We start from the raw sequence: 20,445 nt of genomic DNA, 5'->3' as shown, positions 1-20,445 counted from the left end.
CGCCATCTTGAGTATTTGATTGCCGGAACGGGTGCGAACACAGTCCGCAGTTCTCGAAATGCATCCGCCAACATTCAGCGGCAAAAGACAGCTTTCCCTGATCCGAGCTGCAATACCGTTCAGAACATGGCCGGACACACCTTGTCATAAGTAGAATTTTCGTTTCTATATTCGCTGCGCGCTTGTGAGGGTCCGGCAGCTCCGGTTGTCGATCCTCGGGCGTCTCCTATCCAAAGGCCACTCCTGCGTCACCATCTTGGAGCGACATATGCCAGAAGCCCTTAAAATCGGCACCCCAAAGGAAACTTTCCCCGGAGAGGCCCGCGTGGCCATGACGCCGGATTCGGCGAAGCAGCTTCAGAAGCTCGGCTATGTCTGCCTGATCCAGAGCGGCGCGGGATCGGCGGCCGGTTTTTCCGACAAGGCTTATGAGGATGCGGGCGTTGAGGTCATCAAGACCGCCGCCAGCCTGTGGAAGAAATCCGACATCGTCACCAAGGTGCGTCCGCCGGACGAAAAGGAAACGCGTCACCTGAACAAGGGCAAGACGCTGATTTCCTTCTTCAACCCGGGCGGCAACGAGGAAGGCCTGGAAGCTGCCAGGGCCAAGGGCGCCAATGTGATCGCCATGGAAATGGTGCCGCGGATCTCGCGGGCACAGAAGATGGACGCCCTCAGCTCCATGGCCAATATCGCCGGCTATCGGGCGGTGATCGAGGCCGGCAACAACTTCGGCCGCTTCTTCACCGGACAGATTACTGCCGCCGGCAAGGTACCGCCGGCGAAGGTGCTCGTCGTCGGGGCCGGCGTGGCCGGACTGGCGGCAATCGGGACCGCCACCTCGCTCGGCGCGGTGACCTATGCCTTCGACGTGCGCCCGGAAGTCGCCGAACAGGTTGAATCCATGGGCGCCGAATTCGTCTACCTGGATTTCCAGGAGGAACAGCAGGACGGCGCCGCCACCGGCGGCTATGCCAGTGTCTCCTCGCCGGAATTCCGCGAGGCGCAGCTTGCCAAGTTCCGCGAACTGGCACCGGAGATGGACATCGTCATCACCACGGCGCTGATCCCGAACCGCCCGGCTCCCAAACTGTGGCTGGAAGACATGGTCGCGGCCATGAAGCCCGGCTCGGTAATCGTCGACCTGGCCGCCGAACGCGGCGGCAACGTGGACGGCACGGTCGCGGACGAGAAGGTGGTCACGGACAACGGCGTCACCATCGTGGGCTACACCGACTTCCCCTCGCGGATGGCGTCCCAGGCCTCGACCCTCTATGCCACCAACATCCGTCACATGCTGAGCGACCTGACGCCGGAGAAGGACGGTCAGATCGTCCATGACATGGAAGACGACGTCATTCGCGGCGCGACGGTGACCTATCAGGGCGAAATCACCTTCCCGCCGCCGCCGCCGAAGGTTCAGGCCATCGCGGCCAAGCCCAAGGAAAAGCCGAAGGAGCCGACGCCGGAGGAAAAGCGCGCCCAGGAGGTTGCCGCCTTCAAGGCGCAGACCAAACAGCAGGTGTCGCTGCTGGTTGCCGGCGGTCTGCTCCTGCTGCTGGTGGGCCTGATCGCACCGGCCAGCTTCATGCAGCATTTCATCGTCTTCGTGCTGGCCGTCTTTGTCGGCTTCCAGGTGATCTGGAACGTCAGCCACGCGCTGCACACGCCGCTCATGGCGGTGACCAACGCCATTTCGTCGATCATCATTCTCGGCGCGATCATGCAGATCGGATCGGGATCCTTCCTGGTGATCCTGCTGGCCGGTCTCTCCGTCTTCATGGCCGGGATCAACATCTTCGGCGGTTTCCTTGTCACCAGGCGCATGCTCGCCATGTTCCAGAAATCCTAAGGAGGCCGAGCCATGGAATTCGGTTTCACGACGGCTGCCTATGTGGTTGCGGCTGTATTGTTCATCCTGTCACTTGGCGGCCTTTCGGGTCAGGAAAGCGCGAAACGTGCGGTCTGGTACGGCATTGCCGGCATGGCGCTGGCGGTTGTCGCCACCCTGATCGGCCCGGGCTCGGGCCTGTGGCTGCTGTCGCTGCTGCTCATCGCCGCCGGCGGGATCATCGGTTATTTCGTCGCCCAGCGGGTGCAGATGACCGAAATGCCGCAACTGGTCGCCGCGATGCACTCGCTGGTGGGTCTGGCCGCGGTCTTCGTCGGCTTCAACGCCTATATCGAACTGGGCCGGGTTCTGGCCATGGGAGCGGAAGAGCGTGAGGCCCTGGAAGGGTTCGCCGCGCTGCTGGCCCACAAGACCCCGGTAGAGCAGTCCATCCTCAAGGTCGAGGTCTTCCTCGGGGTCTTCATCGGTGCGGTCACCTTCACGGGCTCCGTCGTCGCCTTCGGCAAGCTTGCCGGCAAGATCACCTCCAAGGCGGAAAAGCTGCCGGGCGGTCACATGCTGAACGCCGGTGCGGCCGTCCTCAGCCTGATCCTGCTGCTCCTGTTCCTCAACGGCGCCGGCATCTGGACGCTCATCGTGATGACGCTGCTGGCCTTCTTCGTGGGCTATCACCTGATCATGGGCATCGGCGGTGCGGACATGCCGGTCGTGGTGTCGATGCTGAACTCCTATTCGGGCTGGGCCGCGGCGGCCATCGGCTTCTCGCTGGGCAACGATCTTCTGATCGTCGTCGGCGCGCTGGTCGGCTCTTCCGGCGCGATCCTCAGCTACATCATGTGCAAGGCCATGAACCGCTCGTTCGTCTCCGTCATCCTGGGCGGTTTCGGAAACACCACCGGACCGGCCATGGAAGTGGACGGCGAACAGATCGCCATCGATGCGGACGGTGTGGTCGCCGCGCTTGAGGACGCGGACAGCGTCATCATCGTTCCCGGCTACGGCATGGCCGTCGCCCAGGCGCAGCAGTCGGTCAGCGAACTGACCAAGCGCCTGCGCGCCAAGGGCAAGAGCGTGCGGTTCGCCATCCACCCGGTCGCCGGCCGCCTGCCCGGCCACATGAACGTGCTGCTGGCCGAGGCCAAGGTGCCTTACGACATCGTCATGGAAATGGACGAGATCAACGAGGACTTTCCGGATACGGACGTTGTGATCGTCATCGGCTCCAACGACATCGTCAATCCGGCAGCCCAGGAAGACCCCAACTCGCCGATCGCCGGCATGCCGGTCCTGGAAGTGTGGAAGGCCAAGCAGGTCTTCGTTTCCAAGCGCGGCCAGGGAACGGGCTATTCCGGTATCGAGAACCCGCTCTTCTTCAAGGAGAACACCCGGATGTTCTACGGCGACGCAAAGGCAAGCCTCGACAAGCTGCTCACACAGATCAGCTGAGAAGGCAGCGTTTTCGACAGCAAGCCACCCCGGTCCGCCGGGGTGGCTTTTTTTTGCCTCCCCGCTTCCGGAACGGTATCCTTTCCGCTCAATCGCTGCTTCCCCGCAGGCGAAAGAAGGACAAGACCCGAGCATGAATTTCCTGATTTTCCTCGGCACCGAGCGCGACAGCACACCACCGCATCCCGCCCGTCTCGGCCTGCGTGTGGCAAGGGCCTGCGCCCGCCGGCTCGACGCACTGGGACTCGATTTCCGAACCATCGACCCGCTGGAGATCGCGCTTCCCTCACCCTTCAAGCCGCATTTTTCCTATGCACAGGGCAAGGCGCCCGAGCAACTGGAGAACCTGGCCCGGCAGATCCGTGCCGCGGACGGCTATGTGATGGTCTCGCCGGAATACAATCATTCCATGTCACCGGCCCTGTCCCATCTCCTCAATCATTTCGGCAGCTCGCTTTTTTCCTACAAGCCAAGCGCCATCGTGACCTATTCCGCCGGCCAGTGGGGCGGTGCCCGCGCCGCCGTCAACATGCGGACCTATCTTTCCGAGCTGGGGTGCCTGCCGGTTTCGGCCATGGTCCATGTCCCCAGAGCACAGGAGGTCTTCGAGGAAGACGGGGCCTATCCGCAAGAAGCCGAGTCCGCGCGCTGGGACGACTACATGGACCGCACGCTCCTGCAACTGAAATGGTGGGCAACGGCGGCCGAGACCCAGAGGGCAGCGGGCACCCTCGACGCTCCGGGCGCCTTCACGAAAGATCCCTCACAACGCAATGCGCCGTAAGCTGCCCGCACCGGAAAACCGGCGCAGGCCGCATCGGACAGAGGACGCTCGGCGGGGCTACTTCCTGTCGAACAGGAAATAATCCGGCCAGAGATCCCGGAATGTTGCGATGTCGATCCGCAGCTTGTTGAGATGGCTGTTCATGGCGGCCACGGCCGCATTTGCGTCCCTGTTCTCGATGCCGTCCAGGACAGCCTCATGTTCGGCGACGATCAGCTTCATCCTGCCGTGCTGCGGCAAAGTCAGCCGACGGTAGCGTTCGACCTGAAGGCGGATTTTCTCAACCATGGTCCAGATGCCCGGATACCCGCCCGCGGCGGCCACCCCGGCATGAAAGACGTTGTCGGCCTCGTGGAAAGCATGTTCGTCGCCGGCGGCGCTGAGTTCGTATTCGCGCTGGATGATGGCCCGCAGTTCCATGAGCTGGCTCTTGCTCGCCTTCGCGGTCGCCTCGCGGACGCAGACTTCCTCAAGCGCCCTGCGGGCGACAATCGCCTCCTGCAGGACAGCGACCGGGATGCGGGCGACAAAGGTTCCCGACTTGGGAATGACATCCACAAGCTGTTCCTCGGCCAGCTTGAGAATCGCCTCGCGAACCGGCGTACGGCTGATGCCGTATCTTTCCGTAATCTCCTTTTCCACGATAGGCGTGCCCGGCACCAGGCTGACATCGACAATCGCATCGTGCAGATCGCGATAGACAATCTCCGAATTGCGTGCCGCCTGTCCGGCATGCCTGTCCGGCGCCCCGCGAGGCGGCGAATTCGGCGCTCTCTGCTTGCGAGACCTGATTTCCGCAGAGGGCCTTTCATCCAATGATACGGCCATAAACTCTCCTGATACCGAGCCATCCCGGTTTCCGCAAAGGACGCGGCTTGCACCTTCCGGGCAGGTGATTTCCACCCGGCGTCACACGTTGCCGGTTCCCCTTGCGCTCCCGGACGGGGGCCATCCGCGGAGGCCCGTTTCGTGCCCATTCGTCCGGCCGTGACTAGCAGCCAGCCGCCTGCCTGACCAGATCGAATTCGTTTGCATTCCGTAAATATGTCATATACGTAAAATATCTTGTATACCAGTTATACATGAATTGGCCAGACGAGCGGAGGAGTTCGGCTCCGGCCAACGGGAGGAAAGATATGTTTGGAAAAAAGGTAACGCGGGGCCTTCTGGCCGCCGCGATGACGGTTGCTCTTGCGGGACAGGCCTGGGCGGCGGATCTGAAATGGGCGCATGTCTACGAGGAAGGCTCCAGCTACCACAAGTGGGCGCTCTGGGCCGCCGAGCAGATCAAGGAAAAGACCGACGGGCGAGTGACCATTTCCGTCTATCCCGCCTCGTCCCTCGGCAAGGAAGCGGAGATCAACGAAGGCCTGACCATCGGCTCCATCGACATGATCTACACCGGCCCGAATTTCGCGGAACGCGACTACGGTCCCATTGCCATCTCTGACTATCCCTTCATGCTGAAGGACTACGATCACTGGAAGGCCTACCGCGACAGCGATCTCTTCGCCGAGCTTTCCGAAGGCTACAAGGAAGCCACCGGTCATACGGTGTTGGGCATCACCTGGTACGGCTACCGGCACGTGACTTCCAATTTCCCGATCACCAAGCCGGCCGACATGGAAGGCCTGAAGATCCGCGTGCCGGATTCGCCGCTGATGGTCCTGTTCCCGAACGCTGTGGGGGCAAACCCGACGCCGATCGCCTTCTCGGAAGTCTATCTGGCCCTGCAGCAGGGCGTCGTCGATGCTCAGGAAAACCCGCTGCCGACCATCAAGTTCAAGAAGTTCTACGAGGTCCAGTCGAACATCAACCTGACCGGTCATATCGGCAACTCGCTGATCGTCGTGGTCTCCGAAAACGCCATGGGCGAGCTTGGCGATGACGCGGCAATCGTCGATGCCGTCGTCAAGGACGCACTGGCGCGGAACGCGGAAGAAATCTACCAGTCCGAACAGGATCTGGTGCAGTGGTTCCGTGATCAGGGCATTCAGGTGAACGAAATCGACAAGACGGACTTCCAGGCCGCCGTCGAACCCATCCTGACGGATGAATCGAAAGTGCCCTACACCAAGGAACATTACGAGCGGATGCAGGCCCTCGCGAAATGATCCGGAAGACTGACGGGGCGGTGGAGACGGACAATTCCGCCTCCGCCGAGCACCAGGAAGGGCGCGCGTCAGGCGCGCCCGATCTGCTGCATTTCGAGGACGGCGAGACGGATCTCGGCGATCTCAGCTGGGTCGATGCACCGGGGATCTTCGTTTTCTGGATCCTCGCCATCGTCGTTTTCATGCAATTCTTCACCCGCTACGTCCTGAACGACTCGCTGGCATGGACCGAAGAAGTGGCCCGCTATCTTCTGATCCTGGTCTGTTTCCTGGGCTCGATCACGGCGACACGGCGCGGAACCCACATCACGCTGGAATTCCTGATGCGCGTGGTCCCGCCTGCTGTGGCAAAGGGACTGACGGTGCTGGCTCAGGCGATCACCCTCGGCTTTTTCGCGACCATGACGTGGATCGGCATCGAGCTGACCCAGAAGACCCGGCAGAAAATGATCTCCCTGCCCATCCCGAAGGCGTGGATCTACACCATCTGCGTGATCGCGCTCGGCGTCATGGCATTCTATTCGGCCGTCTGGCTGTGGCGGCGCCTCCGGCAGAGCCCGGAAGACGTCGTGCGTTCGCTGGACGCACATCTGCCCACCGATTGAGGTTAAGACCGCATGGCCATCGTGCTCATGATCCTGTTTCTTTTCGCGCTGATGATCATCGGCGTACCGGTTGCCGCCGCGCTGGCGCTGGCCTCCCTGGCTTTCGTCGCCTTCGAGGGGCTACCGCCGATGATCGTGCTGGCCAATATGGTCAACGGCATCAATTCCTTCCCGCTGATCGCGGTTCCCTTCTTCATACTTGCCGGCAACCTGATGAACTCCGCCGGCATCACGACCCGCATCTTCGCCTTCGCCCGTGCGGCGGTCGGCTGGATGCATGGCGGACTGGGTCATGTGAATGTGGGCGCCAGCGTCATTTTCGCGGGGATGTCGGGCGCGGCGGTGGCCGATGCCGGAGGGCTTGGCAACATCGAAATCAAGGCCATGCGCGATTCCGGCTATGACACGGATTTCGCCGTCGGCATCACCGCCGCCTCCTCGACGATCGGGCCGATCATTCCCCCATCCCTGCCGCTGGTGATCTATGGCGTCATTGCCGACGCGTCCATCGGCCAGCTGTTCATGGCGGGCATCGTCCCCGGTCTCATGATGGCACTGGCGCTCATGGTGATGGTTGCCTGGTACTCACGCCGACGGAACTATCCCCGGGACCAGGCCTTCGTCCTGAGCCGTTTCGGGCGCACGTTCCTCGACGCCTTTCTGCCGCTGATGACCCCGGCGATCATCATCGGCGGCATCATGTTCGGCATTTTCACGCCGACGGAAGCGGCCATTGCCGCCGTCGCCTGGTGCCTCGTCCTCGGTGTCGGCGTCTACCGCACGCTGAACTGGAAGAAGATCCTGAAGGTCTCCTTCGAAACGGTCGAGACCACGGCAGCGATCATGCTCATCGTCGCGGCGTCGACGATCTTCGCCTGGATCCTGACCGCCAATCAGACCGCCCGGCATTTCTCGGAGCTGATGGTAGGTCTGACGGACAACAAGGTGGCGCTGCTTCTGATCATCACGCTGATCATTCTGGTGATCGGCCTGTTCATGGAAACCATCGCGGCGATCACCATCCTGACACCGGTGCTGCTGCCGGTTGCCGTCGGCCTCGGCATCGATCCGGTGCATTTCGGCATCATCATGATCCTCAACCTGATGATCGGCCTGCTGACGCCACCGGTGGGCATGGTGCTCTACGTGCTGTCCAAGGTGGCCCATGTGCCCTTCGAACGATGCGTGACCGCCACGGCACCCTTCCTGATCCCGCTGGTAACCGTCCTGCTGCTGCTGACCTTCGTGCCGGCCTTCTCCATGTGGCTGCCGACGATGATCTACCGCTAGGCCGGCGTCCGACTCTGCCGCCATGGCGAACGCCCGGAGCGTTTGCCATGGCGGCCCACGCCCCCCCTTCCCACCTCCACTCGGGTCGAATGGCGGCAAGCTTCCCTTTCGGTCTTTCCGCGTTTCCATTCCCGCAAGCCTTCATCTAGGGTGTGAACTCCCAAATGAAGACGAACTGGCATGGGAATGGCGACACGGGGTGAAACCCTTTCCATGTCCTTCGGATTTGACCGAATTGGTCCTCACGAAACTCACTTTGCGGAAGGGACACTTGCCATGCTGGTCAGGATTGCATTCGCGCTGACGGTACTGGCAGCGGTGATGCTGCCGCAGGCCGCTGTCCGGGCGCAGGGCGCCCCTCTTCAGCCCGGTCCCGGCGAGGGACTTTTCCTGATCGTGACGGACATCCATTTCGATCCGTTCACCGTACCCGCTCTCGTTCCGGCGCTGGACCGGAACCCGGTCTCGGAATGGTCGCAGATCTTCGCCAAGGGCGCGAAGGGGGTCATCCGCAGCTACCAGCATGACGCAGGCTACGCCCTGACGGTCTCCGCCCTTCAGGCTGCCGCCGCGCAAAACATGACCTATGACTATGTGCTCTACACCGGAGACTACCTGAGCCACGATTTCAATTCCGACTACCTCAAACATGCCGGTCCGTCACCTCAGGGGCACACCTCCTTCGCCATCAAGACCGCGCAATATGTCTCGCTCCTTCTCGAGGAGAGCTTCGGCGGCATTCCCGTCTACGGCGTGTTGGGCAATACGGATTCCGCCTGCGGCGACTACGAGATCGCACCGGACAGTCCCTTTACAGCCGGAATCGCCGATCAATGGGCGACATTGAGCCGGCAGCCGATGCGATTCGACCGGTTCCGGACCGGCGGCTACTACAAGGTTGCCCATCCCACTCTTGCGGATCAGGACATCATCGTCCTCAACAACATCTTCTGGACACCTCGCTACGCGGACAGCTGCGGTGCCGGCGGCGGAGATCCCGGCGGCGCAATGATGACCTGGCTGGAGAACGAACTTGCCCGGACCCGGAAAGCCGGGCGGAAAGCGCAGATTCTCATGCATGTGCCACCGGGCATCAACGCCTACAGCACGGTGCACGGAACAGGCAGCTGCGACGCCCGCATCAGCCCCTTCTGGCATGACCGCTACTCCGGGAAATTTGTGGACCTCATGCGCAAATACAGCGTCGTCGTCGAGTACACGTTTTCCGGCCACACCCATATGGACAGTTTCGCGATCATCGCGGATACCGACGGCACGCCGCTGGTCGCCAGCCAGATCACCCCGGCCGTAAGCCCGGTCTTCGGCAACAATCCGGCCTTCACGGCCTTTCTCTATGACCGTACAAGTGGCGCCATAAGGGATTCGGCGACCTTCTACATGCCAAATCTTTCCGCCGCCGCGCAGGGCGCCCGGCCGGACTGGCAGCTCGAATACGTCTATCGCAGCACCTACGCCCTTCAGGACCTCTCCCCCGCCAGCCGCGCGGCCCTTGCCGCCCGGATCAAGAACGACAAGACCCTGCGCGCCAGGTTCGACGACCTTTATGCCGTCAAGGCGCACTCCAGACAGATCACGGATTCAAACTGGCAAGCCTACGCGTGTGCCCAAAGCACCATCAACCGGACCGCCTACGAAACGTGTTACTGCACGGGAAACTGATGTCGTTACAAGACATGGATGTCCGCACTCAGCAAGTCGAGGAGCACTCCGGCATCGCCGTTTCGCCGACCTGCCCCCATCGACGGGGTGAAGTGAACCATCGGGCGCAGCTATACGGCCTCTAGCCGGCGGTGTCGTCCAGGAAGCGCTGGATAACAATGTCCGCCCGTTCCATGACACTGATGCACACCACCCCCGATGAAATGGCCGAGATGATCAACAAGGATGTCAAGGAATAGGGTGAAGTGATCGAAACCGTAGGACTGAAGAAGTAATTCTCCCCTCCCCCATCGAACCACAGAGAGGCCCGGACAATCCGTCCGGGCCTCTTGCGTCGGCAGTTTCCGCCGGATTGTATTCGTCACTTGACCTACCGGCCGGTAAGGAACGAAGACGGCGGATCGTCGACAGGATCGCCCGTGTTCACGAGTGGTGGCGCAAGTCGAAACCTACGCCCGCGGCTTCAGGAACTGCGGAATTTCGGAAAGGGAAACCGGATGGAAATGCGCGTGCGGCGGGTCGCCGGATGCATCGCCGCCAAACAGCGCAACCTTCATGCCGGCGGCCAGTGCCGAGCGCATTCCGGTAACGCTGTCCTCGACGGCAAGAACATCCTGCGGCGGCAGTTTCAATGCCTTGGCCGCCATCTGGTAGGGAGCCGGATCGGGTTTGCCTGCAGGCACATCGTCGAGACTGATCGACCCGACCAGAAGCTCCGCAAGCCCGAGACTGCGAAGGTTCACGTCGACGACCTCCCGTTCGGAGTTCGAAACGCAGATCTGCGCAATGCCCGCTTCAGCGAGCAACCTGACAGTTTCGACAGCGCCCGGGATCGGGACAAGGCTGCCGCTGTGCTCGGCATAGTAGGTACGGATCCGCTGATGCCACTGCCGCTCGTCCACCGTCTGCGGAAACCGCGGGCGCAGCCGATCCCAGACATGGCCGATGTGCATGCCGACAAAGCTCTGATCCTGCGGATCGATCTCCAGACCGTAGCCGGCGCAGACCGCCACGAGGGCGCGGTGGTGCAACGGCTCGCTGTCCACAAGGGTTCCGTCAATGTCCCAGGCAATGGCACGCAAGCTCATGAGCAACTCCCCTTCAGGCGTTCGTAAAGATCCTTGAACCGGGCATAGCCACTGTCATAGACCTGACGATGGGCCGGGTCGGGCGTGATCAGCGCGTCGCGTTCCGTCAGGGCCGCGATGCCGCTCCAGTCCGCGCCGCCGCAACCGACTGCCGCGACCCAGGCCGCACCGAGGCAGGAACCGGGATGCCCGCCGAGCCGTTGCAGGGAGACGCCCAGAACATCCGCGACGATCCCCATCCAGACATCGCTGTTCGCACCGCCGTCGGAGACGAAGAAGCGCGTTGTCTCATAGCCGATCTCGTTGAAGGTTTCCACGTGATGGCGGATGGCATAGGCGTAGGACTCCAGCACCGCGCGCCAGATGTGGCCCAGATCATGCGACAAGGTCATGCCGTTCAATGCCCCGCGTGCGGAGGGGTCGTGTATCGGCGTTTTCTCTCCCAGAAGATAGGGCAGGAAGGTCAGCCCCATTGCGCCGGCCGGGCGATCTGCAGCCAGGGCGTCGAGTGCCGCATGGCGTGAGCCGTCCAGCGGCGCGATCCCGGTGGCGAAGGTATCCACGAACCAGTTGAGCACAGATCCGCCGGTGGACATGCAGCCATTGGGCATCCACAGACCCGGCACGAGATGGTAATCGAGAAACAGCCGTTTGTCGGGTATCGCCCTGTCGGTCGCGGTCAGGATGTCCACCGCGCCACCGAACTTCAGCAACACGTCGCCATTCGCGATGACACCGGCGCCAAGACAGGAGGCGATCATGTCGGCGGCCCCTCCGACCACGGGCGTTCCCGCCGCCAGGCCGGTCTGTGCGGCCGCTTCGGCCGTGACGCTGCCCATGACCTCAGACGAGGGCGCAAGCGGTGGCAGCAGCGCCGGATCGATCCCCGTCAGAGCAGCCTGATCGGGATCGACCCGGTTGGTCGCGACATTCACGATTCCCGCTTCAAGCGCCCAGTTCTGTTCGACCCGCGCCACCCCGGTCAGGCGGTAGTTGATGTAATCATAGGAGCCCAGCAGGGTCCTGGCGTTCCGGATAACGTCGGGTTCGTGCCGTTTCAGCCAGCGCATCTTGGCGCCGACAAGCTGCTGGTTGACGCCATTTCCGGCGGCGGCCAGAAAGGCATCCTCATCGATTTCGCGGCGCATTTCCTCGACCTCGAACCCGGCACGGCCGTCACTTTGCTGGATCGAGGGGCGCAAGGGTCGGCCCTGCCCGTCCAGCAGGATGGTAGCCGGCAGCATGCCCGCCACGCCGATCCCGGCGATCTCTGACGCCTCTCGTCCGGATTTCTCCAGAAGTTCGGGGACAATCGCGCAGCAATTGTCCCACCATTGGCCGGGGTCTTCCTCCGCCCAGCCTGGATGGGCCGATTGCAGTGTGACCGGCCGCGAGACCTTGGCCAGGATCCGGTCGGGCAGCTCGATGAGCAGGCCGATCGTCGACGTCGTCCCGATATCGAGACCTAGAAAAAGTGCCATGAAAAACCTCGGGAAGTCAGGCGATAACAGTCTGGACGTTGGCTTCTTCGAGCGCCTGAGCCAGTTCCGGCGGCGGGGCGGCATCGGTGACCATGATGGATATATGCGCCAGATCCGCCACACGGACGGTGGAGATGCGGCGGAACTTGGAGCTGTCAATCATCAGGATGCGGCGGGAAGAGCGTTGAATGTAGACCGATTTCATCGCCGCTTCTTCAGGTGAATAGTCGAACACCCCGTCCTGGGTCAGACCGGACGCTCCGATCAGCGCCGCATCGAAGTAGTAGCGGGAGAAATTCTCGACGGCGCTCTGACCGGTCACCGACATTTCTCCCGGCTGGATCAGTCCACCGGGGACATAGGTCGGCACCGACGCCGCCGCGGCCAGTTGAGCCACCCGCAGACTGTTGGTGAAAATCCGCAATCCCTGCGCAGGATCCGAGGACACCAGAGTGCGGGCGCCGGCGAGCACTGTGGTTCCCAGGTCGAAGGCAAGGGTCTGATGGTCTGCCACCAGTCGCACGGCGGCCCGGGCTATGCGGGCCTTCGCTTCGCTGTTCAGGCGACGGCGGGCCTCGAACAGCGGCTCCACATCGTCGATCACCGTCAAGGGGCCATGCTGCAGGCTGACGGCACCGCCATGCACCCGCTCCAGCAGGCCCTGCCCTTCCAGCTCGGCCAGATCTCTGCGGACCGTCATGTCCGAAACGGCAAACTCCCGGGCGATTTCGGCAACCGAGACCGATCCTCCCTGGATGAGGCGCTCGCGGATTGCAGCCAGTCGTGCCTGGGCAGGCGTACGGCCACGTTTGGCCGCCTTGTCTGGCGTCGGGTGGATTGAACTGTCTGTCATCTCGGCGGTCTCTGCAAATAATATCAAACCAATCAAATCAGAACATTGCCTAAATTTCAATCGAACAAAATCAAACAATTTTCTTGCCCGGCTTACGAATCTATGTTTGCTTTTGATCAATCTTGGAGAAATGAAACATGAATGAACACGAACTGGCCCTCCAGACGCATCCGGAGCTCACGGGGAAATCGGCTTTCGTGACGGGTGCCGCCGGCGGGATCGGCTGGGCCATCGCCCGTGCTCTCGCGGCGCAAGACATTACCGTGACTGTCGCCGATCTGGATCTGGAGGCGGCAGAAGCAGCGGCCGACAAGCTCGGCTCCGGACATCGGGCGGTCAGGATTGACGTGCGTGAGCGGGCGTCGGTCGAGGCGGCCTTTTCCTCTGCGGTCGAAGCGGCAGGCGGCATCGACATCTGCATCGCCAATGCGGGTGTTTCCAGCATGCGTCCTGCTGTGGATCTGACCGACCGCGACTGGGACTTCAACATGGATGTGAACGCGCGCGGCGTGTTCCTGACCAATCAGATCGCAGCCCGCCACTTCCTGGAACAGGGCCGCGGGACGATCGTGAACACCGCCTCCCTGGCTGCCAAGGTCGGAGCACCGTTGCTGGCGCATTACTCGGCCAGCAAATTCGCCGTGGTCGGCTGGACCCAGGGCCTCGCCCGCGAGCTGGCCCCTTCCGGAATTCGCGTGAATGCGGTCTGCCCCGGCTTCGTGCGGACGTCGATGCAGGAACGCGAGATCGCCTGGGAGGCGGAGCTGCGCCACATGTCGCCGGAAGAAGTGCAGCAGGACTACATCTCGCAAACCCCTCTTGGCCGGATCGAAACGCCCGAAGATGTTGCCGGTGTGGTGGTTTTCCTGTGTTCGGATGCGGCGCGTTTCATGACCGGACAGGCGATCAATGTGACCGGCGGCGTCTATATGACCTGATACCGCAACAGCCGCCTGTTCATCCCAGCCCCCTCTCCTGTCCGACGGAACGCCAACGTGTCAGAGATCAAGCTCCAAAAGATCAGCCGGGATTACGGCCTCGGCAACTTCGGCGTGAGGGACGTCTCGCTGGAGATCGAGGAAGGCGAGTTCATGGTGCTCCTCGGGCCCTCCGGTTGCGGCAAGTCCACCACACTCAGGATGATCGCCGGGCTGGAGGAGACAACGGAGGGGCAGATCAGCATCGCCGGGCGGGACGTGACGCGTCTGGCGCCGCGCCATCGCAATGTGGCCGTGGTGTTTCAGTCCTACGCGCTTTATCCGCATATGAGCGTGCGCGAAAACATGCGTTTCGGCATGAAGATGCGCAACACCCCCCGGGACGAGCAGGATCGCCGGATCGCGCAGGCGGCTGCCGTGCTCGGCCTTGAACCCTATCTGAATCGCAAGCCGGCGGCACTTTCCGGAGGGCAACGGCAACGTGTCGCTCTCGGGCGGGCAATCGTGCGTGAGCCCGATGTCTTCCTGATGGACGAGCCCCTGTCGAACCTTGACGCCAAGCTGCGCGGCGAGATGCGCCAGGAGCTGGTGAAGCTTCACAGGCGCGTCGGCAAGACAACCGTTTTCGTCACCCACGACCACGTCGAGGCGATGACCATGGGCGACCGCATCTGCATCATGCGCAACGGCCGGATCGAACAGGTCGGCGCGCCGCTGGAGGTCTATGCCAGGCCGCGCAACACCTTCGTGGCGCAATTTCTAGCCGCCCCGGCAATGAACCTGATCAAAGCCCGCCTGACCGCCGACGGTGACAAGGTGATGCTGGACGCCGGCCCCATCTCCGGCCCATTGCCCGAACGGGAGGCGGCCCTCTACCGTTCGGCCGCCGGACCGGGACTGCTGTTCGGACTGCGGGCCGAGGACATCCAGACCCAGCCCACCCCGGGTGCGCAGGCCTTTCAGGGAACCGTGTCGGTGCTGGAGGCGCTGGGTCCCGAAAACCTGATCGTGATCGAATCCGCAGGCCAGACCCTTTCAGCCAGGGTCGACCGCCATTTCCTGCCGAAAGTCGGCGACATGATCACCCTTTATGCGGATCTTGCGCATATGCACCTTTTCGACGCCGCAAGCGGTGACGTTATCGCAAGGGAGGCGTGAGATGGGCCGGCGGATCCTATCGCACATCGGCCTGATCCTTGCGGTCACGATCGTGCTTTTTCCCATCCTGTGGGTGCTGCGCACATCGCTGGTGCCTGCGCAAGACAGCTTCAGCTCGGCGATCCTCCCCTCGGTAACGCTCGACAACTACCGCGCGCTCTTCGCCGAAAAGAATTTCGGACGCAACTACATGAACTCGCTGATCGTGGCGAGCCTGTCGGTGATCGTGACCATGCCACTGGCCGCCATGACCGGATATGCCTTTGCCCGCTTCCGGACCGGCGGACGGCTGGCGCGTTTCGCCACTCTTGCCAGCCAGATGCTGCCGCCCGTGGCACTGGCGCTGCCGACGTTCATGCTGTTTCGCAATTTCGGCCTGACCAATTCGCTGACCGGTCTGACCATCGTCTACGCGGCGATCAACCTGCCGTTCCTGACCTGGATCCTGATGGGATTCTTCGAAGCGATCCCCGAAGACCTGGAAGGGGCGGCAATGACCGACGGGGCGACGCGCTGGGGGGCCTTCTGGCGCATCGTGCTGCCTGTTGCCACGCCCGGCATCATGGCCGCCGCCGTCCTTGGTTTCATCCTGTCGTGGAACGAGTTTCTGTTCGCCCTGATCCTGGGCGGCTCGAAGACCGCCACGGTTCCGGTCGCCCTGGCAAGTCTGCAGACGTCGAACGGCGTGCAGATCTCGAATGTCGCCGCCGGCGTGTCGCTTGCCATCCTGCCGCTGATGATCGCGGCCAAGTTCATTCAGAAATACCTGGTCGAAGGGCTCTCCTTCGGCTCCGTGAAATAACAACAATAAGAACAATAAGAAACGTCAAACCCTACAGATGAGGACACAGAAATGAAAAAGACCTTTTCTTCGCTGGCACTTGGTATCGGAACGTCTCTTCTGGCCGGAACCGCTCTGGCCGACGGCGTGACATTGCGCGCGCTCATGGAAGACGTTCCCGAAACGACGATCATCGAGAGCATGCTTCCCGAGTTCGAGAAGAAGACCGGCATCAAGGTCGAATTCGAGAAAGTCGGTTACGGAGACATGCATGACAAGCTGGTGGCCCAGCTCGTCAGCGGTGAAAGCGATTACAATCTCCTCGAGGTCGATTTCCTCTGGGCAGGCGAATTCCCCGCAGCCGGATGGCTCGAGGATCTCAAGCCCTATGCCGAGAAAACCGGCTTCGACATGTCGGCCCTCATCCCCTCGACCATGGAGCTTCTGGGCAACACCGAAGACTTCATGCCGCAGGTGCCGATGTACAACTATTCCATGGGCCTGATCTATCGCACCGACCTCCTGAACGATCCGGATCTGAAGGCGGCCTACAAGTCCGAGACCGGCCAGGAGCTGGCAGCGCCGAAGACGCTCGAGGAATATGTTCAGATCGCCAAGTTCATGAAGGCGCAGGGCAAGGTCAACGGCGCCGCGATGCAGGGTCAAAAAGGCGACCCGAACGCCATGGAATTCTCCAATTACCTGTTCTCCGCAGGCGGCGAATACCTCGATGCGGACGGCAAGGTCGTCCTGGCGTCCGAGGCCGGCGAGAAAGCGCTGACCCTTTACAAGGACGCGATCAACAACGCTGCGCAGACCGGGGCACTTTCCGCGACGCTTGATGACACGATGCGGCTGATGTGCTCGGGCGAAGCATTCTCGATGGTAACCTACTGGTGGATGCTGCCGCAGATCGACAACGCCGAAAGCTGTCCGGACGTGGCCGGCAAGGTGGCGCTCTCGGTCATGCCGGGCGGCCATGGCGAAAGCGGCGGCTGGGGCTGGGGCATCGCGAAGAACGTTCCCCAGGAAGAAAAGGATGCCGCCTGGACGTTCATCACCTGGGTCCAGAGCAAGGATGTCGCCGTCGCGCGCGCCCTGCAGGGCCATGCTCCTGTGCGGGCCGATGTCTACACCGATGCGGAGGTGCTGGCGAAATACCCGTTCTACAAGGACGCGATGGCCGTGGTTGAGAGCGGGAAGTCCTTCCCGATCTTCACCTATTCGGCGCAGTACGAGGACACCCTGGGAACGCAGGTTTCCCTGGCAGCCAGCGGCGACGCCACCGTCACCGACGCGCTCCAGGCAGCAGCAACCGGCCTGACCGACCTGATGAACAAGTAACACCTACCGGGGAGGCAGGCCGCCCGCGGCCTGCCTCCTCCCGTTTCCTGCTGACCGAAAGACTCCTGATGAGCACGAGAACGACCGATATGATGCGCGCAGGCTGGGGCTTCGCCGCCCCGGGTCTGGCGATGCTGACCGTCGTGATGGGCCTGCCGGTACTCTATGCAGCGGCAATCTCTCTCTCGTCCATGACCCTCATTCGCCCGGACCTGGTGATCACCGGCTTCGGAAACTTCCTCTCGATCATGTCCGAGCCGCTGTTCTGGAATTCCCTCGGCATTACCCTGCGCTATTCGGTTGCGACAGTGGCGGGAGAATTCATCGTCGGGCTGGGGATCGCGCTCATGCTGCGGCAGGTGATCGCGATGCGCGGCGTCTATTTCGCCGTGCTGACCCTGCCGATGGCCATGTCGCCGGTCGCCGTGGCGCTGATCTGGCGAATGCTGCTGCAGCCCAACCTGGGCATCGTCAATCAGACGCTTGCCGGGATCGGACTGCCGATGGTCGACTGGCTGGGCAGTTCTGCCCTGGCGCTCAAGACGATGATTTTCATCGACATCTGGCAGCAAACCTCCTTCGTGATCCTGCTGCTCTCCGCCGGCCTGGCCTCGCTGCCGCGGGAACCCTACGAAGCGGCCGAGGTCGATGGGGCCGGCCCGCTGCAGCAGTTCTGGTATATCACCCTGCCGCTTCTGCGCCCGGTGGCGATGATCGCGGTGGTGATCCAGCTGATCAACGAATTCCGCACATATGACCTGATCTACATCCTGACCAAGGGCGGCCCCGGCATCTCGACCGAGCTGCTGTCCTTCTTTGCCTACAAGCGCGCTTTCCAAGGCCTTGCCCTGAACGAGGGAAGCGCCGCAGCCTTCATCCTGCTCGTTATCGTTCTTCTGATCACAGTGGTCTTCTTCTATCTGCTCGAACGCAGAAAGACCTGATCCCCCTCCGTATCCGCTTCAACCGAGCCTCGCACATGGCGGGGACAAAGGAGAGACTTTCCATGAAATTCAAGTCGCTTTTCCCGGGCATCAAACCCGTTATCGCGATGGTCCATCTCAACCCGATGCCCGGCACGCCTCTTTATGATGCCGATGCGGGTGTCGAGGGGATCTATGAGGCCGCGCTGAAGGATCTCGAGGCGCTTCAGGCCGCCGATGTCGATGCCGTCATGTTCGGCAACGAGAACGACCGCCCCTACGAGCTGCAGGTGAATGTGGCAACCACATCCGCGATGGCTTTCGTGATCGGACGCCTGCGCGAAAGGATCAGCAAGCCCTTCGGCGTGAATGTGCTCTGGGACCCCGATGCGACCGTTGCCCTGGCAGCGGCCACCGGCGCCTCTTTCGTGCGCGAGATCTTCACCGGAACATATGCCTCGGACATGGGGCCATGGACGCCGAACGCCGGCCGGGCGATGCGCGAGGCGCGTCGGCTCGATCGCAAGGACCTTGTGATCCTGAACAATGTTTCCGCCGAATTCGCCCATTCGCTCGACACCCGCCCCCTGCCGGACCGTGCACGGTCCGCCGTTTTCTCCTCGATTCCCGACGCGGTGCTGGTCTCCGGTGCGATCACCGGAGAGGCAGCCGAGATGAACGACCTCGAAGCGGTGAAGAAAACCCTCCCCGAAACACCGGTACTGGCCAATACGGGCGTCAAGCATGCGACCGTGGCGGACATCCTCAAGATCGCGGATGGTTGCATCGTCGGCTCGTCGCTTAAGGTCGACGGCCACACCTGGAATGCGGTCGACCCGGCACGCGCACGTGACTTCATGGATATCGTGAAGGCAACCCGCGCCTGATCAGGAAGCGATCGGTTGCTGAAAAGCATCGCGGGGATGGGGGCGTGTCGGCGCATTCATCCCTGCGGTTCGGCTGTTCATCAGCGCGACTCCTCTGTCGCGCCCGCGCGGACGTTCCGGGGCATTCCGGAGACTTCACAATTCCTGACCTCTGAGCAGATCGGCGGTTTCCGGGGCTCGCAGGTGTCGGGTACCGCAGCAGTTCCCTCTCCCCTCCTGAAACGGTGAAGAGATTCTCCGCTTGCGCGCCGGCCGCGTCCGCGCCGGCCCGTTGAGAGCTCCGACCCATATGCCTGAAGGAATGCGGAGCGCCGGCACCATGCGCGTTGCGGTCGCATCTGTATCGGAAAGCGGGGGAGCCAATCTCAGGCAGGTGTTCTCAGGCCAGATCCCGGGGCAGCGAGAAACCGACGGCTAAACCCGGCTCGTCTCATTCTTCGATTATGATCTGGGAGTCTTCGACGACAGAGAAAACCGCGTCGAACCGGCAGACATCCCATTCACAACGGAGAACGTGTAAACGCTCTCTCCGGTATCAGATGTAAACCATGTGACGAGACTGGACCGAAGGAAAGTGGCGGAGAGGAAGTCCGTCTAAATATTTTCCGAAAGCCTACACAACCATTCGATATCATATTGATAAAATTGCACATTTTCAGAAATATCCTCGTTAACCTCTCCAGAAACATCCGATTGCGCCCTCCAACATCCGACCTAAATGATAGGGCAGAAAGTAGGGCAGATTAGATGGCTAGAACGCTAAATCGACTCTCAGCGGTTGCCGTAAATGCACTGGCTGAACCTGGGCGCCATGCTGATGGTGGCAACCTCTATCTTTCGGTCTCCAAGAACGGCGGTCGGCGATGGGTGTTCTTGTTCCGCTGGCATGGAAAACCCACAGAGATGGGCCTTGGATCTGCTACTAGAATCTCTCTGAAACAAGCAAGAGAGCTCGCGTCTACGGCCCGTGCCCAACTTGCAATGGGGATCAATCCGCTGGCCGAGAAGCGCAAGAACCGTTCTGCGGTCCCGTCCTTTGGCGCCGCTGCGGAAGAGTTCATCGAGACAAACCGTTCCCAATGGAAGAATGAAAATGAACCGCGCCGGGTTTGCCGGAGGCTCCAACTCCTGAGTAGGATGGAGCACGATGAGCAAAACGACGAACAAGTTTTCCCCTGAAGTACGCGAACGAGCGGTACGCCTTGTGCTGGACAATGAAGG

Annotated in this window: 17 protein-coding genes; 13 read left to right on the top strand and 4 right to left on the bottom strand. The window is 61.8% G+C overall.

Annotated features, from left to right (window positions below; translation table 11 throughout):
• Window positions 1-268 precede the first annotated feature (268 nt).
• The 3 genes from DCO57_RS18500 (at window position 269) to DCO57_RS18490 (ending at window position 4,082) form a co-directional block, all read left to right on the top strand.
• Window positions 269-1,852 (top strand): Re/Si-specific NAD(P)(+) transhydrogenase subunit alpha, encoded by a 1,584-nt coding sequence (locus DCO57_RS18500; RefSeq protein WP_116700400.1) that lies wholly within the window; start codon window positions 269-271, stop codon window positions 1,850-1,852.
• Window positions 1,853-1,864: 12 nt separating this feature from the next.
• Entirely contained in the window at window positions 1,865-3,298 is a 1,434-nt protein-coding gene (locus DCO57_RS18495) for an NAD(P)(+) transhydrogenase (Re/Si-specific) subunit beta (protein WP_116700399.1), read from the top strand.
• Window positions 3,299-3,431: 133 nt separating this feature from the next.
• Complete coding sequence (locus tag DCO57_RS18490) at window positions 3,432-4,082, top strand: NAD(P)H-dependent oxidoreductase (protein WP_116700398.1); 651 nt, start codon at window positions 3,432-3,434, stop codon at window positions 4,080-4,082.
• A 57-nt stretch (window positions 4,083-4,139) separates the two neighbouring features.
• Here DCO57_RS18490 and DCO57_RS18485 read toward each other — a convergent pair whose 3' ends face one another.
• Window positions 4,140-4,910: a GntR family transcriptional regulator gene (locus DCO57_RS18485; protein WP_116700397.1), complete on the bottom strand. Its 771-nt coding sequence runs from the start codon at window positions 4,908-4,910 to the stop codon at window positions 4,140-4,142.
• Between the two features lie 308 nt (window positions 4,911-5,218).
• Between DCO57_RS18485 and DCO57_RS18480 the strand changes: the two genes are divergently transcribed.
• The 4 genes from DCO57_RS18480 to DCO57_RS18465 all read left to right on the top strand — a co-directional run bounded on the left by DCO57_RS18480 (window position 5,219) and on the right by DCO57_RS18465 (window position 9,771).
• A complete protein-coding gene (locus tag DCO57_RS18480) occupies window positions 5,219-6,196 on the top strand; it encodes a sialic acid TRAP transporter substrate-binding protein SiaP (protein WP_116700396.1) in 978 nt (325 codons plus the stop codon).
• A complete protein-coding gene (locus tag DCO57_RS18475; protein WP_116700395.1) occupies window positions 6,193-6,801 on the top strand; it encodes a TRAP transporter small permease in 609 nt (202 codons plus the stop codon). Before DCO57_RS18480 ends, DCO57_RS18475 begins: the two co-directional genes overlap by 4 nt.
• 12 nt (window positions 6,802-6,813) lie before the next feature.
• Complete coding sequence (locus DCO57_RS18470) at window positions 6,814-8,091, top strand: TRAP transporter large permease (protein ID WP_116700394.1); 1,278 nt, start codon at window positions 6,814-6,816, stop codon at window positions 8,089-8,091.
• 276 nt (window positions 8,092-8,367) lie between these two features.
• On the top strand, window positions 8,368-9,771 hold the full coding sequence (locus DCO57_RS18465; protein WP_165814786.1) for a metallophosphoesterase: 1,404 nt from the start codon (window positions 8,368-8,370) through the stop codon (window positions 9,769-9,771).
• A gap of 449 nt (window positions 9,772-10,220) precedes the next feature.
• Here DCO57_RS18465 and DCO57_RS18460 read toward each other — a convergent pair whose 3' ends face one another.
• From DCO57_RS18460 to DCO57_RS18450, 3 genes are read right to left on the bottom strand one after another with little or no spacing between them, the layout of a single operon-like run.
• The gene (locus tag DCO57_RS18460; RefSeq protein ID WP_116700392.1) at window positions 10,221-10,859 is read right to left on the bottom strand and encodes an HAD family phosphatase; all 639 of its coding nucleotides are present in this window, start codon (window positions 10,857-10,859) and stop codon (window positions 10,221-10,223) included.
• The gene (locus DCO57_RS18455) at window positions 10,856-12,340 is read right to left on the bottom strand and encodes an FGGY-family carbohydrate kinase (protein ID WP_116700391.1); all 1,485 of its coding nucleotides are present in this window, start codon (window positions 12,338-12,340) and stop codon (window positions 10,856-10,858) included. The genes DCO57_RS18460 and DCO57_RS18455 overlap by 4 nt, the downstream gene beginning before the upstream one ends.
• A gap of 16 nt (window positions 12,341-12,356) precedes the next feature.
• Window positions 12,357-13,193 (bottom strand): DeoR/GlpR family DNA-binding transcription regulator, encoded by an 837-nt coding sequence (locus DCO57_RS18450; protein ID WP_116700390.1) that lies wholly within the window; start codon window positions 13,191-13,193, stop codon window positions 12,357-12,359.
• 137 nt (window positions 13,194-13,330) lie between these two features.
• Here DCO57_RS18450 and DCO57_RS18445 point away from each other — a divergent pair, with 137 nt between their 5' ends.
• The 6 genes from DCO57_RS18445 (at window position 13,331) to DCO57_RS18420 (ending at window position 19,224) form a co-directional block, all read left to right on the top strand.
• Entirely contained in the window at window positions 13,331-14,131 is an 801-nt protein-coding gene (locus tag DCO57_RS18445; RefSeq protein ID WP_116700389.1) for an SDR family NAD(P)-dependent oxidoreductase, read from the top strand.
• A gap of 57 nt (window positions 14,132-14,188) precedes the next feature.
• Window positions 14,189-15,289, top strand: coding sequence for an ABC transporter ATP-binding protein (locus DCO57_RS18440; RefSeq protein ID WP_116700388.1), 1,101 nt, complete (start codon window positions 14,189-14,191; stop codon window positions 15,287-15,289).
• Window position 15,290: 1 nt separating this feature from the next.
• Entirely contained in the window at window positions 15,291-16,091 is an 801-nt protein-coding gene (locus tag DCO57_RS18435) for a carbohydrate ABC transporter permease (protein ID WP_116700387.1), read from the top strand.
• A gap of 51 nt (window positions 16,092-16,142) precedes the next feature.
• A complete protein-coding gene (locus tag DCO57_RS18430) occupies window positions 16,143-17,414 on the top strand; it encodes an extracellular solute-binding protein (RefSeq protein WP_116700386.1) in 1,272 nt (423 codons plus the stop codon).
• A 68-nt stretch (window positions 17,415-17,482) separates the two neighbouring features.
• A complete protein-coding gene (locus DCO57_RS18425; RefSeq protein ID WP_205756211.1) occupies window positions 17,483-18,358 on the top strand; it encodes a sugar ABC transporter permease in 876 nt (291 codons plus the stop codon).
• 62 nt (window positions 18,359-18,420) lie between these two features.
• Window positions 18,421-19,224 carry a BtpA/SgcQ family protein gene (locus tag DCO57_RS18420; protein WP_116700384.1) on the top strand — a complete coding sequence of 268 codons (804 nt, stop codon included), beginning with the start codon at window positions 18,421-18,423 and terminating at the stop codon, window positions 19,222-19,224.
• The last annotated feature ends 1,221 nt before the right edge of the window (window positions 19,225-20,445 follow it).

The organism is Labrenzia sp. 011 (genome assembly GCF_003075075.1).
Taxonomy (GTDB): Bacteria; Pseudomonadota; Alphaproteobacteria; order Rhizobiales; family Stappiaceae; genus Roseibium.
Note: the sequence above shows the minus strand (reverse complement) of the source record. Positions and strands in the feature narration are given on the sequence as shown.

Coding starts and splice junctions, on each gene's coding strand:
- DCO57_RS18500 (WP_116700400.1), top strand. CDS start 269: ATGCCAGAAGCCCTTAAAATCGGCACCCCAAAGGAAACTTTCCCCGGA.
- DCO57_RS18425 (WP_205756211.1), top strand. CDS start 17,483: ATGAGCACGAGAACGACCGATATGATGCGCGCAGGCTGGGGCTTCGCC.
- DCO57_RS18455 (WP_116700391.1), bottom strand. CDS start 12,340: ATGGCACTTTTTCTAGGTCTCGATATCGGGACGACGTCGACGATCGGC.
- DCO57_RS18465 (WP_165814786.1), top strand. CDS start 8,368: ATGCTGGTCAGGATTGCATTCGCGCTGACGGTACTGGCAGCGGTGATG.
- DCO57_RS18460 (WP_116700392.1), bottom strand. CDS start 10,859: ATGAGCTTGCGTGCCATTGCCTGGGACATTGACGGAACCCTTGTGGAC.
- DCO57_RS18430 (WP_116700386.1), top strand. CDS start 16,143: ATGAAAAAGACCTTTTCTTCGCTGGCACTTGGTATCGGAACGTCTCTT.
- DCO57_RS18475 (WP_116700395.1), top strand. CDS start 6,193: ATGATCCGGAAGACTGACGGGGCGGTGGAGACGGACAATTCCGCCTCC.
- DCO57_RS18495 (WP_116700399.1), top strand. CDS start 1,865: ATGGAATTCGGTTTCACGACGGCTGCCTATGTGGTTGCGGCTGTATTG.
- DCO57_RS18485 (WP_116700397.1), bottom strand. CDS start 4,910: ATGGCCGTATCATTGGATGAAAGGCCCTCTGCGGAAATCAGGTCTCGC.
- DCO57_RS18420 (WP_116700384.1), top strand. CDS start 18,421: ATGAAATTCAAGTCGCTTTTCCCGGGCATCAAACCCGTTATCGCGATG.
- DCO57_RS18450 (WP_116700390.1), bottom strand. CDS start 13,193: ATGACAGACAGTTCAATCCACCCGACGCCAGACAAGGCGGCCAAACGT.
- DCO57_RS18490 (WP_116700398.1), top strand. CDS start 3,432: ATGAATTTCCTGATTTTCCTCGGCACCGAGCGCGACAGCACACCACCG.
- DCO57_RS18445 (WP_116700389.1), top strand. CDS start 13,331: ATGAATGAACACGAACTGGCCCTCCAGACGCATCCGGAGCTCACGGGG.
- DCO57_RS18435 (WP_116700387.1), top strand. CDS start 15,291: ATGGGCCGGCGGATCCTATCGCACATCGGCCTGATCCTTGCGGTCACG.
- DCO57_RS18480 (WP_116700396.1), top strand. CDS start 5,219: ATGTTTGGAAAAAAGGTAACGCGGGGCCTTCTGGCCGCCGCGATGACG.
- DCO57_RS18470 (WP_116700394.1), top strand. CDS start 6,814: ATGGCCATCGTGCTCATGATCCTGTTTCTTTTCGCGCTGATGATCATC.